At 62.1% G+C, this 12,378-nt stretch carries 12 protein-coding genes and 4 pseudogenes; 8 read left to right on the plus strand and 8 right to left on the minus strand.

Annotation, left to right across the window (positions count from 1 at the left end; translation table 11 throughout):
- Positions 1-107: 107 nt before the first annotated feature.
- Together GCT13_RS49595 and GCT13_RS49600 are read right to left on the minus strand one after the other, a co-directional pair.
- Positions 108-248: a hypothetical protein gene (locus GCT13_RS49595; protein WP_227747061.1), complete on the minus strand. Its 141-nt coding sequence runs from the start codon at positions 246-248 to the stop codon at positions 108-110.
- A 102-nt stretch (positions 249-350) separates the two neighbouring features.
- Positions 351-574 (minus strand): annotated as a pseudogene (locus GCT13_RS49600) (DUF1016 N-terminal domain-containing protein); the annotation flags it as partial.
- On the opposite strand from GCT13_RS49600, the gene GCT13_RS48575 reads away from it, so the two are divergent.
- Positions 573-920: a hypothetical protein gene (locus GCT13_RS48575; protein ID WP_193727787.1), complete on the plus strand. Its 348-nt coding sequence runs from the start codon at positions 573-575 to the stop codon at positions 918-920. The pseudogene GCT13_RS49600 and the gene GCT13_RS48575 overlap by 2 nt on opposite strands.
- 80 nt (positions 921-1,000) lie before the next feature.
- Here the strand turns inward: GCT13_RS48575 and GCT13_RS49605 are convergent, their stop codons facing one another.
- The 4 genes from GCT13_RS49605 to GCT13_RS28900 are packed head-to-tail and all read right to left on the minus strand — an operon-like array spanning position 1,001 to position 2,194.
- The gene (locus tag GCT13_RS49605; protein ID WP_227747062.1) at positions 1,001-1,201 is read right to left on the minus strand and encodes a hypothetical protein; all 201 of its coding nucleotides are present in this window, start codon (positions 1,199-1,201) and stop codon (positions 1,001-1,003) included.
- A gap of 1 nt (position 1,202) precedes the next feature.
- The gene (locus GCT13_RS28890) at positions 1,203-1,661 is read right to left on the minus strand and encodes a hypothetical protein (RefSeq protein WP_152763887.1); all 459 of its coding nucleotides are present in this window, start codon (positions 1,659-1,661) and stop codon (positions 1,203-1,205) included.
- A 1-nt stretch (position 1,662) separates the two neighbouring features.
- The gene (locus GCT13_RS28895; protein ID WP_152763889.1) at positions 1,663-1,947 is read right to left on the minus strand and encodes a hypothetical protein; all 285 of its coding nucleotides are present in this window, start codon (positions 1,945-1,947) and stop codon (positions 1,663-1,665) included.
- Positions 1,931-2,194, minus strand: a complete 264-nt coding sequence (locus GCT13_RS28900; protein ID WP_152763891.1) for a hypothetical protein — start codon at positions 2,192-2,194, stop codon at positions 1,931-1,933. The genes GCT13_RS28895 and GCT13_RS28900 overlap by 17 nt, the downstream gene beginning before the upstream one ends.
- Before the next feature lie 76 nt (positions 2,195-2,270).
- Between GCT13_RS28900 and GCT13_RS28905 the strand changes: the two genes are divergently transcribed.
- The 6 genes and pseudogenes from GCT13_RS28905 to GCT13_RS28930 all read left to right on the plus strand — a co-directional run.
- The gene (locus GCT13_RS28905) at positions 2,271-2,513 is read left to right on the plus strand and encodes a hypothetical protein (protein ID WP_193727784.1); all 243 of its coding nucleotides are present in this window, start codon (positions 2,271-2,273) and stop codon (positions 2,511-2,513) included.
- A 98-nt stretch (positions 2,514-2,611) separates the two neighbouring features.
- Positions 2,612-3,151, plus strand: coding sequence for a class I SAM-dependent methyltransferase (locus GCT13_RS28910; RefSeq protein ID WP_321574685.1), 540 nt, complete (start codon positions 2,612-2,614; stop codon positions 3,149-3,151).
- Positions 3,152-3,319: 168 nt separating this feature from the next.
- Positions 3,320-4,300, plus strand: a complete 981-nt coding sequence (locus GCT13_RS28915; RefSeq protein ID WP_152763893.1) for a chromate resistance protein ChrB domain-containing protein — start codon at positions 3,320-3,322, stop codon at positions 4,298-4,300.
- Positions 4,297-5,478 (plus strand): chromate transporter, encoded by a 1,182-nt coding sequence (locus GCT13_RS28920; protein WP_152763895.1) that lies wholly within the window; start codon positions 4,297-4,299, stop codon positions 5,476-5,478. The genes GCT13_RS28915 and GCT13_RS28920 overlap by 4 nt, the downstream gene beginning before the upstream one ends.
- 87 nt (positions 5,479-5,565) lie before the next feature.
- Positions 5,566-5,688 (plus strand): annotated as a pseudogene (locus tag GCT13_RS28925) (chromate resistance protein ChrB domain-containing protein); the annotation flags it as partial.
- Positions 5,688-5,930, plus strand: a pseudogene (locus GCT13_RS28930) (hypothetical protein); the annotation flags it as partial. The pseudogenes GCT13_RS28925 and GCT13_RS28930, both read left to right, overlap by 1 nt.
- A gap of 196 nt (positions 5,931-6,126) precedes the next feature.
- Here GCT13_RS28930 and GCT13_RS28935 read toward each other — a convergent pair.
- Positions 6,127-6,997 (minus strand): annotated as a pseudogene (locus GCT13_RS28935) (alpha/beta fold hydrolase).
- 203 nt (positions 6,998-7,200) lie between these two features.
- On the minus strand, positions 7,201-11,142 hold the full coding sequence (locus GCT13_RS28940) for an AAA family ATPase (RefSeq protein WP_152763897.1): 3,942 nt from the start codon (positions 11,140-11,142) through the stop codon (positions 7,201-7,203).
- A 277-nt stretch (positions 11,143-11,419) separates the two neighbouring features.
- Here GCT13_RS28940 and GCT13_RS28945 point away from each other — a divergent pair, with 277 nt between their 5' ends.
- Positions 11,420-12,361 carry a hypothetical protein gene (locus GCT13_RS28945; RefSeq protein ID WP_152763899.1) on the plus strand — a complete coding sequence of 314 codons (942 nt, stop codon included), beginning with the start codon at positions 11,420-11,422 and terminating at the stop codon, positions 12,359-12,361.
- Positions 12,362-12,378 lie beyond the last annotated feature (17 nt).

Below are 12,378 nucleotides of genomic sequence, written 5' to 3' on the forward strand. Positions count from 1 at the left end.
TCCTCAAGATAAAGCCAGACCATTCTTCGAATTCCCCGGGGTGCGGCTAAGCACATGCTCAGGTGGATGCGCGACCTACGAATCGGCGACAACGGCAATGTAAGTCTTTATTCATCAGTCTGAGGATCGCTCGGCCGCGCGAGGCCTCGCGCCTCCAATTCTCGCCGCGTCTTGACGAGTTCGTCGGCCAGCAACTTTTCATCGGGCAATACGGTCTGGTATTCGGCGGCCAGTACCTTGTTGGACAATCCTTCCAACGCGTAACGCGCCACGGCCGCATTGGTACGGCCACACACGGTGGGTTCTCACCGGGCAGCATCCAGTGCTCACGGGCATAATTGCAATACATGCCCGAATCGTGCCGACAGGTCTGCCGACAGGCGTTTGAGCAGAGCTTGCCCGTAGCCCGCCCGTCCCGCCTTGACTCGACAATGCGTCGACCAATTTCCCAGTAGGTGCCCGTCATCAGCGCGTTGACGCTGCGTGCGGCTGCGCGGCGAGCGGCATCCAACAGGTCGACGATGTCGCCATGAAACGTGCCATATTCGGGGTTGTGGGATGTGAGATCAGTCATGCCTGCCCTTATGCTGCTTGCGCGCCTGCACGTCTATTTCCGCCCTTCGCCAACGAGGCGCGACGATTTCACCGCGAGCACAAGCTTGTGGGGTTCTTCTCAATGGTCATCGACGCTTCTCAATGAACCGCAACGTGCCGCGCGCTGTTCGGCCTTGACGGCCGGCACCGGGCCGACGCCTGATTCGCAGGCTCATCATTGTATCAATGTGACGTGCGAGATGCCGGCCGGCACCTCCCAAATCAACGATCCAGCTGGTGCGAACGAACTGGTCATCGGAAAAGCAGGATCGTCTCAAGGCCCGTTCTCGACACTGCCATACTTCGAGTTGACTGCGCTTTTCTGACCGCCGTCGACCGAGCGACACTGATTCAGGAACTCGCCCCGTGCGTTGGACGTGCCACTCAGATCGAAGTGGCCGTGGTGCTAACGCACGATTGAAAAGTACTTCGCCTCATACTGGCTGCACTCACGCCCGCCATTGCCGCCCTGTATCAGTCCGGCAAGACAGAGCACCGCACCACACGCATTCTCGTTATCGTCATTCGCGCGCGTCGGCGAAGTGGCCACCATGCCCGGGATCATGAGCGTGCAGACCAGCACGAGCGCCCTCACCTGTCGTTCCATTTCATGCTCCCGATGTGCCAAAGAGATGAAGTGCCGCGATCGCACCAGAGAGCAGCGCCGCGCCGATCGCAGTGCACACGGACCAGACGGCGAGCTCCGTGCGGCCGATGCCGGCTGCGCGCTGTCGCTCCTCACGCAGCACATCGCGAAGCAGCTCGCGGCTGCGGCCGTTGGCTTCGTCGTAATGCCGTAGCGAGATCTCGCCAAGCAGCTGGTCACGGGCCTCATCGAAACTGGTTGCTTTCGCGAGCACGTCAGCCGTTGTTTCGGAAAACTTCTCGAGAAACTGCTCGTAGCCCGCAGTGAACCTGAGCAACGTCAGCTCACCGTCGTCCCTAAACTGTTTGCCGCTCGCTTCAAGCTGTTGCGACAGTTGCTTCACGTCGCGACGCAGGAGTGACAGCTCGCCCAGCACCGCGCCGATCAGTTCCTCACGGATCGCGTCGTCCGTGGCGCCCATCTCAGTGCACCACGGCCTTGAAGACTGCGTCGAGCTCCGACGTTACCCGACCTGCGAGCCGTTTGAGCGCAACCATCTGCCGGATATGGGCGCGCTGCTCCTCGGGCGCACCGGACTCGATTGCCTCGGCGTTCATGGCCAGGTAGTCGGTCTGGTCGAGCGAGATCTCCGCGATTGTCTTGCCTGTGCCCTTGATCTTCTCGAAGATGGGGTTCTCGTGGATCATCGCGCTGGCGTCGAGCGCAAACCAGCCGTTGCGGCCGACGGCGTCAAAGACGCCTTGCAAAGGAGCGCACGAGATCCTGTTTCGGATCAACCATGTTAAACACCACCCTGATCTTGCTGGACGGTACACCAATCGCCTGCAGGGACTGTAGCGTCGAAATCGTGTCAACCTGCTGCTTCGAACCATAGACGGTTGGCACAACAAACCGGTCGAAGTCCTGATGCGAGCCGTCGTATCGTTGCATCAACATCAGGAAATCCTCGACATTCGAGGCACCGACATCCACGACGGCGTTGCCGATCGTCATGAGATCCTATGTAGCGTGGGGACCCGAAGCGCCGGTCTAGCATGAAAGGGCCGTAACTTCCTCAACGGAGGGTGTGATGAATACAGATCGCGTTCTAGCCGATGGTACGATTCTGGCGGTTTCGCTTGAACTGTCGCCGAGCCAGTGGAAAGTCGCGTTTCACGACGGGCTCCGGGAGAAGCCCGCCATCCATTCCGTCGGCACTGCGCCCGCCGATGCGCGACTTCAGGCGGTCGTCGAACTCATCGAGCAGCAGAAGGGTCATGGCCACCCCTTGATTTACATGGCGAAAATCGATGCCGTTCAATCGCACATTTGACCAGACATAGCAGGCATGCTGATTGCGACTGTGGCGCTGCGTCCAGATCCGGACGCTATCCCTGTCCTGTCCTGCGTAGACGTGTAGTCTCTAACTTCGTGAACATCCACTTCATCAAACACTGGCTGAAAAACCCCGCCGCCGTCGGCGCGATCGCTCCATCTTCTCCGTACCTGGCGCGCGCAATGGCGCAGCCGGCCGACCAGTTCGATACGATCATTGAACTTGGCGCCGGCACGGGCGTCATTACCGATGCGCTTATCGAGCGCAACCCTTCTGCAAGGCTGATAGCCTTCGAACTGGACCCGGCCCTGGCTGGCAAGCTTGCCGCGCGACATCCCGGCATCGAAGTTGTGGCTGGCCGCTTTCACGAATGCGCGCAGATTCTGGATTCATTGCCGGAGCGCGCGCTGATTGTCTCGGCGCTGCCGTTTCGCTCGTTGCCCAAGGAGGTTATTCGCCCGACGACTGTGATTCTGGCGAGGTTTCTCATGCAGAACGTCGCGCGCAGCCTCGTGCAGTTCACCTATCAGCCTAGAACTCCATTCGATGTCCCGACGAGCCTCACCTGGCGCTGGCGGCGTGTCATCTGGCGCAACACGCCACCGGCCGGCGTTTGGGAACTCCGACAAGGGTAAGCCAAAGCCGCCGGATGGTGGCCGAACTCCGTCACATGCCCGGCTCTCGCACGGGCACTAGCCGTTGCAGCCGCTTCCCCTTTGTACGTTCTTTCCGATAAAACGACTGCCTGGAACGAGCACAAAAAAGGCTTGTAGAGTGCGCTACATGTGCATAGTTTACGCTACATGAGCACATCGACTGTCTGGTCCCTGCTGGTTCTCACGCTTCCAACCGAAAACGCGACGGCGCGCATGCGCTTCTGGCGAACGCTGAAGGCGAAGGGATGTGCGGTGCTGCGCGACGGCATCTATCTACTGCCTCACACGGAAGAGCGCGAGCAGATGCTGCGCGAACTGGCGAGCGCCATTTCGGGTAGTGGCGGCACTGCGTATCTGCTTCGTGCACCGAGCCTCGATGCCGCGCAGGAAGCGGAATTCCGGGCGCTTTTCGACCGCAGCGAAGACCATGCCGAATTCATGCGCGCTCTGAAGGACGCGCGCAAGACGGTGTCGGGCCAGTCGGCGGCTGATCTGACAAAGCTGCTCCGGAAACTGCGCAAAGACTACGAAACCATCGCCGCGATCGACTACTTTCCGGGCGACGCGGCGACGCGCGCCGAAGCAGCGTGGCAAGACTTCATCGGTCTGGTCGATACCGTGCTGTCGCCCGGCGAACCCCATTCCGCCGAACGACTCATCCGCAGCCTGTCAGTCGGCGACTATCAGGGGCGCGCCTGGGCCACGCGGCAACACATGTGGGTTGATCGCGTTGCGAGCGCCTGGCTGATCCGGCGATTCATCGATCGCGATGCGCATTTCATCTGGCTCACGTCACCCGGCGCCTGCCCGGCCAACGCGCTCGGCTTCGACTTCGACGGTGCGGCCTTCACCCATGTCGGCGAACGCGTGACGTTCGAGGTGCTGGTCGTGAGCTTCGGTCTCGACGGGGACCTTGCGCTACTTCGGCTTGGCGAGATGGTCCATGCGCTCGACGTTGGCGGCGCACCCGTTCCCGAGGCCATCGGCTTCGAAGCCGTGATGGCCGGGGCAAGGGAGCGCGCGGCAGACGACGATCAACTGCTCGATGAAATGGGTCGTGTGCTCGATTCGCTCTACACGCACTTTGCGTCGGCTGCGAAAAGCGTCGACGTCAGGGGACGTCCATGAACGCGACGATCGTGACGGCACCGGGCTACACACTGGGTCAGCTGGTCCGGTACATGTTGCGGCTGGGCGCGTTCGGATTCGGCGGACCTGTGGCGCTCGTCGGCTACATGCATCGCGATCTCGTCGAGCAGCGCAAATGGATCAGCGAGTCGGACTACCGCCAAGGACTGGCGCTCGCGCAGATGATGCCCGGACCACTGGCTGCACAGCTCGGCATCTATATGGGCCATGTGCACTATCACATCGTCGGTGCGACGCTCGCCGGTATCGCCTTCGTGCTGCCGTCATTCCTGATGGTGGTCGGCCTTGGCTGGGCCTACGCCCACTTTGGCGGACTCTCATGGATGCAGGCCGCGTTCTATGGCGTGGGCGCCGCTGTCGTCGGGATCATTGCAATGAGCGCGTACAAGCTCACGACGAAGACCATCGGCAAGAACAGGCTCCTCAGGGCGATCTACCTGACACTCGCCGCTGTGACCGTCATCACCGAATCGGAGATCGCGTGGCTTTTCATTGCGGGCGGCCTCATCAACTGCTTTGTCGTTGCTCCGCCGAAATGGTTGAGCAAGGGCGGCCTGAATGCAGCCGCAGCACAGTTGCCAGTCGCAAGCGGCGTGTTCAGCGGTCTTGATTGGCCATTGCTCGGCCAGATCGGACTGTTCTTCACGAAGGCTGGTGCTTTCGTGTTTGGCTCGGGCCTGGCAATCGTTCCGTTCCTCTACGGCGGCGTTGTCACCGAGCATCACTGGCTCAACGACAGGCAATTCGTCGATGCCGTGGCCGTCGCGATGATTACGCCGGGGCCGGTCGTGATCACGGTTGGCTTCATCGGCTACCTGGTCGCAGGGCTTGCGGGCGCCTGCACGGCGGCGCTCGGCACCTTCCTGCCCTGCTATCTCTTCACGGTGCTGCCGGCGCCGTACTTCAAGAAATACGGCAAGCTGCCCGCCGTCAAGGCCTTTGTCGACGGGATCACCGCGGCAGCCGTCGGCGCGATTACCGGTTCGGTGATCGTCATTGCGCGGCGCTCCATCGTCGACTGGCCGACTATTCTGCTCGCACTCGCGACCGCGATGCTGCTGTGGCGCTTCAGGAAGCTGCAGGAGCCGGTCATCGTCATCGCTGCTGCGCTCATCGGACTTGCTGTGTATCCGCTCATCCATTCGCACGCCATTTGACCGCACGCGCGTGCGCGTACCTGCGAGGACAGCAACATGGCAACACGTCGTACGTTCCTGCGCAACACGGCTGCCGCCGGCGCGTGCGTCGATCTCGCGTCAGAGTCAGCGGGCCTTTACGCAATTTCCATCGGGTTATCGCGCACCTTTGCAGATGATCACGAACAGCTGCGCTACGGCATGCTCATGCATGACGCACTCTATGTGTGGACGTCGGTGACGGTCCCGACGTACTCGCATTCGATCCCGGTCGCGGCACGCTCTTCGTGGCAGGTGAAGCCGGCATCGTATCGATGTTCGCTGTCGGGTCATCGATCGTGTCGAAGACCGGAGAGGGCAGCATCGGGCCGAACGCGCACGTGGTTGGCGTCGATCCATCGACGCATCGCGTCTATTTCCCGCTGAAGAACGTCGATGGGCGTCCGGTGCTTCGCGTAATGGCGCCACGGTGAACCGGCAGCACTACCGACAATCATCATGGTCGGCCGGCCAGGACAGTTGTTGGTAGCCAGGCCGTGTCGCTTGAGCGGACCGAAGAGCAACAGACGAATATCGTGGAGCGGCACGCGCAACGCCTCCGCGTACCTCGCTCAAGGTCGTCCGGACAATTGTGGAAACCGGTTCAAAGCCTGGATTACGGCGATAGAGTCAGCCATCCGCAAGAAAACCGCGAACCAGGGCGATCGTCGCTTGTGGGTTTTCCTCCATCACCCAATGGCCTGAGTCCGGTATCACGCTCTCTCGCACGTCGTCGGCAGCGGACCGCATCACCACGGCCATGGTGGTGCCGAAAGACTTCTCGCCCCCGACGGCCAGCACGGGCATCCGCAGCCGCGCGCCCGTGGCGAGCCATGCGCGGTTATCGTCCGCATCCTGATCGAAGGCCGCGAATTGCGCGAAGCCGGCGCGTATGGCGCCAGGTAACGCATAGAGTGCGGAGTAATGGACCCTTGCTCCCTCATCGAACCTCGCGGGATCGGCGGAGAATTCGTTCCAGAAGCGGTCGAGATAGATGCGCTCGCGACCGGCGACAAGTCGCTCCATGTCAGGCCCGCCAAAACGGAAATGCCAAAGCATTGGGCTCTTCAAGATGTCGTCCCACGGGCCGATTCCCGGGATGGGTGCATCGATCAGCACCAACCGTCTGATCCGCTCCGGATGCTGCGCAGCGAACTGGAAAGCGACCATGTTCCGATGTCATGTGCAACGAGATCGATCTGATCCACGCCAAGTGCAGCGAGCACGCCCGTCATATCGGCAGCCTGAGTCTTCTTGTCATAGCCGTCAGCAGGTTTCGAGGAGAGGCCCAGGCCGCGCAAGTCCGGCACGATCACCCGATGGTCCTGCGCGAGATCGACGGCCATCGGCTCCACATATCACCCGTCTCGGCATAGCCATGCAACAGCACGACGGCGGGACCCTTGCCGCCGACGCGAACGGACAAGGTCGTTCCGTTCGTCTGAATATCCTGCGTCCGAAAATCGGTCGGGAACGACCGCGTGCTTGTCAGAGGGGGCATAGGTTATCTCCTTTGAAATTGCGGGGCGCTACGAGCGCCAGGACACGCATTCACCGTCGATGGTCGGATGCGCGCCGGCTTGCTGAATCGCATTTTTCCGGTAGATCAGAAGCGGTTTGGGTCCATGTAGATTCCGTCGTCGACAAGCATAACCGCAGTTCGAATTCGCATCGCTTATCGCTTCCATGCACGCGATTGCGCTGCTACCGGTTCCCGAGTTCGGCGAGCAGTGCCCGCGCCGCACGCACATCGGTCAGTCCGCTTCCCTCACTCATGGCTTCGCAGGCGGGCTGCAGCACGGCGCAGGCATTGTCCTGGTCGCCCGTCGATGCCAGCTGGCGTGCAAGGCTGATCGCAGCACGAAGACCCGGAAAGCACGCGCCCTGTCTTTGTGCAATCACGACCGCTTCGCGGATGAACGTGAGCCCTTCTTCGCCTCGCGCGGTCTGCCGGGCTGCGAGCAATTCGCCTTTGAGCCGCAGCATCTCGGAGAGCTGGAAGCGCCCGCCATGCGCATCCACAGCCGCGAGCGCCCGGTCGATCTCGACGAGCCCCGCCTCCCGTTTGCCGGCCCGGCCAAGCGCTTCGCCAAGCAGCGCGTTGAAGTACGGCAAGCCCATTTCCGCACCTGTTGCGCTGATTGCCGCAATGCCCTCACGCATCCGTTCGATGCCTTCGTCGAGGTCGCCGGATTGCGCCAACGCCCAGCCCAGTTGAAATGTCCCCTGTGACAGCAGCAAGGGCAACGCGTATTCCTCGCATACCGCGATCTCCCGTGCCGCCCACTGCCTCGCCAGTTCCGGCTCGCCACGCAGGATATGCGCGAAGCTGCGCGTCCAGTATGCGAGCGCCGTCGTCAGCGGATGATCGAGTGCGCGCGCGAGTTCAAGCGTCTCGTCGGAAATCGACAGCGACTTGTCCGGATAGCCGCGCAGGCACTGCACGAGCGCGGTGAAGCATCGACAGCACACACCCGGATCATGCCCGGAGTACTTGAATGTCAGCGCATGATCCCGCTCGCGCTCGTATAGTGCGATTCCCTTTGCACAATGGAACCCGGCCGCGGCGTATTCCCCCATAAAAAAGCTGTTCGTCCAGAACAGATGATGCGTTTCGATGCGCATCGCGTGGTCGCGCGAGTCCGCCGTTAGTGCGGCGCAGCGGTTGCCGAGTTCACGGGCGATTTCCGACTCGCCCCGGATCATCCGGTATTGTCCTTCGCCTCGCAATACGGTGAACAATTCGCTCTCGTCACCTAGCTCTTCGCATAGCAAACGTGCCTGCGTATACGCGTCAAGCACTTCTTTGGCGGCCCAACCCTTCGCCGCCATCATCGTCACGCCCAGGACCTTTTGATACTCGAGTTCATGCCTGAGCAGCGCCGGCGTGCGTGGCAAAATCCGGATGATGTCGAGTCCCCGGTTCAGGTACTCGACCGTCTGCTGATACGCGGATCGCTGCAGCGCCTTGCACGCCGAGCGGTACAGGTAATCAACGGCCTTCTCCCACAGCTCGCCCGCAAGCGCGTGATGCGCGAGGCGCTCGACATGCTCGTCGAGACGTTGCGCGTGAAGCCGCTCGATCACCTCCACGAGCTGCACGTGCACCGATCGCCGCCGCTCTTTGAGCACGCTTGCATAAGCGACACGATGCGTAAGCGCATGCTTGAACGTGTACTGCTGATGCGGCAGCAAGCGCGTCTGATAGAGCAGTTCCGCCGCCTGCAACTCGCCCAGCAGATCGAGCAGCCGTTCGCGTTCGAGTTGGGCCACCGGCTGCAGCAGATCGACTGCGAACTCCTGCCCGATCACGGCTGCCATCTGCAGCAAGGCTTTTTGCTGCGCGGACAGTCGATCGATACGCGATGCAAGGACGGCGTGCACAGTCGATGGGATCTCGAACGTGTCGATGGTTCGAACCATCTGGTAGGCACCCGTCTGACCAACCAGCGCACCGGCGTCGACCAGAGCGCGGACCGACTCTTCGAGGAACAGCGGCGTGCGGCCCGTGCGCTCGATCAGCCGTCTGCGAAGCGCCAACACCCCGACGTCGTCGCCGAGCAGCGAGCGCAGCAGCAGGTCAGCGTTTTCGGCGGCAAGACTGTCCAGATGAAGCTGCGAGAAATAGCTCTTGCCGAACCACGCGTGCCGATATTCGGGCCGATGCGTGACGAGCAGCAATACGCGCGCTGCGCCAATGCAATCGACGAGATGATCGAGCACAGCTTGCGTGCCATCGTCGTTCCAATGCAGATCCTCGACGACGACGACCAGCGGATGGTACTCACTTGCACGGATCACGAGAGAAGCGACGGCTTCGAGCGTGCGCTTGCGCTTTTGCGGCGGACTCGCCATCTCCCACTGCGGATCGTCAGGCGGCAAGTCCAGCAGCGCGGCCAGCGCGGGACGCGTCACGGCAAGTTCATCGTCGACGGCCCCGATGCCCAGGCGCAGCCTGTCAGCCGCTTCAGCCAGCGTGTCGCGCTCGCCGATGCCGAACCACGTCCGCAGCAGCTCGGCGACGGGAAGATAGATTGCACTATTGTCGTGCGAGCTCGTACCCGTTTCGAGTGTCGTCCACCCGGACGCGCGTGCAGCGCTGACAAACTCGTGCACCAGACGGGACTTGCCCACCCCCGCTTCCCCGACGATCGCGCACACTTGCCCTGTGCCGCGTGCGGCACGCTCGAGCAGCCCCTGCAAACCGGCCATTTCCGTGTCGCGGCCGACAAACCGCGAAAGACCGCGTGCCGCCCGGGCGTCCCAACGAAGCCGCAGCCCGGACCTCGCGCGTAGTATGAAGATCTCGACGGAGGGCACCGCGCCCGGAAGCACTCGCCCCCGGCGATCCGCGAGTTCGATGAATCCTTCGGCGCACCGCACGGTATCGGCGCTCACGCCGATCTCATCGACGGACAGGACGGAATCGATCAGGTTCGCCAGTTGCGGTACGGCGCCTAGCGCGTCGTAGTGCTGCGCCCGGTCGCTCCCGATCGTCCGGACCACGGCATCGCCGGAATGGATGCCGATCCGCACGTCAAGAGGCCGTCCGACGACCGCTGGCATCGCTTCGCGCATCGCGAGCGCGGCATAGCACGCCCGTACCGCGTGGTCCTCCTGCGAGACGGGCGCCCCGAACAGCGCCGTCACGCCATCGCTTCGAAGCTGCGTCGTGAGGCCGCCGAACCGGTGGACGGCGTCGACCATTGTCTTCAGCACAGCGTCGACCCGTTCCAACGCGAGCTCGGTGTCCATGTCGCCATTCGGCTCCCGCACCCGCGTGCAGAGCACGCTCAACGGTTTGCGCTCCGCCGGCGATATCGCCGCATTGACGGCTTCATGCACGTCGCGCGACGCGGCGCCAGGCTGCGCTGCGTGCACCCCGGTAATCACACGCGACGCGGCGGGCACGCTGTAGCCATCCTGCTGGATGTCAGCAGCGAGACGTCGAGTCCCGTCCGTGGGAACCATGCCGAGTTCGGCATTGAGCACGCGGACGCATTCCTGATATTGACGCATGGCAGCATCCCGGCGCCCTGCCCTCGCATACAGCCTCATGAGCGCCGCATGCGCCCACTCCAGCAACGGGTCCAATGCCAGAATTCTGCTTGCCACCTCTATTGCGTGACTGGATGCGCCGGATTGCTCGTAAAGAGCGACGAGCTCGGCGAACACTTCCACTGCGCGCTCGTGAAACCAGCGGCGCTCGACGGTCATCCACTGTTCGAACGGTTCTTCGCGCAGACCAAAGCCATCGAGCAGTGCGCCCCGATAGAGCGCGACAGCCTTTGCCAGTGAATCGGCAGACCGCTCGCCCGAGAAGTGCGTGAATTGCAATGCGTCGACTTCAACAAGATGGGCGTCGAGCCATATCGCGTCCGGCGCCGTCTTCAACAGCGGCGCGGCATTCGACAACATCCGGCGCAGGCTCGACAGCGTCTGCCGCAAGCTCGCTCTCGCCTGCTCTTCGGCGCTGCGTTCCCAGAACACGCTTGCCAGTTGCTCGCGCGAACGCAACATGCCCGGCGACAAGGCGAGGTAGGCCAGGATCGCCTTGCTCTTCTTCGTCGGAAAGTCCAGCGGCACGCGCTCCCCAGCAAGGCGGATGTGCAAGCCTCCAAGGACTTCGATCGTGAGCCCGGTCATAACGTGCGAAAGATGAAGCGTTGCCCTACAAACAGTTTACTTCGCGGCGCACGATATTCACGCATCGCGCGCCCGGACTTCGCACAGGCCCGTCCCTTCATTTTTTACGGCGATTTCACGCGGCCCCGCGCGCTGTTCACGGATCGATGACGTCCGGCAACGATAGTTGGATCGTGACGATGCGGCTCGGCCAAGGTGGCTGACCCATTCGAACGGGGCATCCCGGCGGCATCGGCACGGTGAGTATCGATGAATCGCAATTGAAGGAGATGTTTCAATGGAAATTACCACCGATGTGAACCAGCTCGACGCGAGCCGCTACGCAAAATGTATCGCTGCATCGAAACGCGTCCGCTGGGACATCGACCGCGACGTGATTCGCGGCCGATCTTTCGATTTCTCGAAGAAATTCCTGCCCGACGCGCTGTCGAAGGTCGATTCCCTCGCCTTCCTTGGCCCCGACGAACAGCGCATGCTCAGTCAGATCCAGGGCCGCACGTATGCAAACATGTTCGGCCTCGTCGAACGCTTCATTGCGGCCAAGGTACTGGAGATGAGCGGTCCGTACCGCCTCGGCGACCAGAACGCCCTCGAAGCGCTCGTCCGGTTCAGCGACGAGGAAATCAAACATCAGGAACTGTTTCGCCGCATCGAACGCATGTGCGCCGAAGGCATGCCCGCCGGCTATGCGTTCTTGCCGGAAGCCAACAGCGTGGCCTCGTTCGTTCTTTCGAAATCCACCTGGGCCGTGCTCGCGCTGACCTGTCACATCGAGCTCTTCGTGCTCGCGCACTATCGCGGCAGCATCGACGGCGACTCGAACTCATCCGAGCTGTGGAGAGACGTCTTTCTCTACCATTGGCGCGAGGAATCGCAGCACGCCATCCTCGACGAACTCGAATGGCAACGCGAAGACGCCCGGCTTTCGCCTGAAGAGCGCGACAAGGCAGTCGACGAGCTGATCGAACTGGTCGCTGCCGTCGACGGCATGCTGCAAACGCAGGCTCGCGCTGATGCCGACTACTTTGCAATGATCTGCGGACGGCCTCTGCCGATGACCGAAAAGGAGTCCGTGCATGCGGGTCTGCTTGGCGCGTACAGGTGGCAATATATCGTTTCCGGTGTGCAGGAGCCGCGCTTCAGTCATGCGCTCGGCAGCATGATTACCCGCAACCAGGCGTCGCGGATCGAAACCGCGATGACGCCGATCATGAGTTAGCGCGCGCGACGGGCCGC

It is taken from the genome of Paraburkholderia franconis, assembly GCF_009362735.1.
GTDB lineage: Bacteria > Pseudomonadota > Gammaproteobacteria > Burkholderiales > Burkholderiaceae > Paraburkholderia > Paraburkholderia franconis.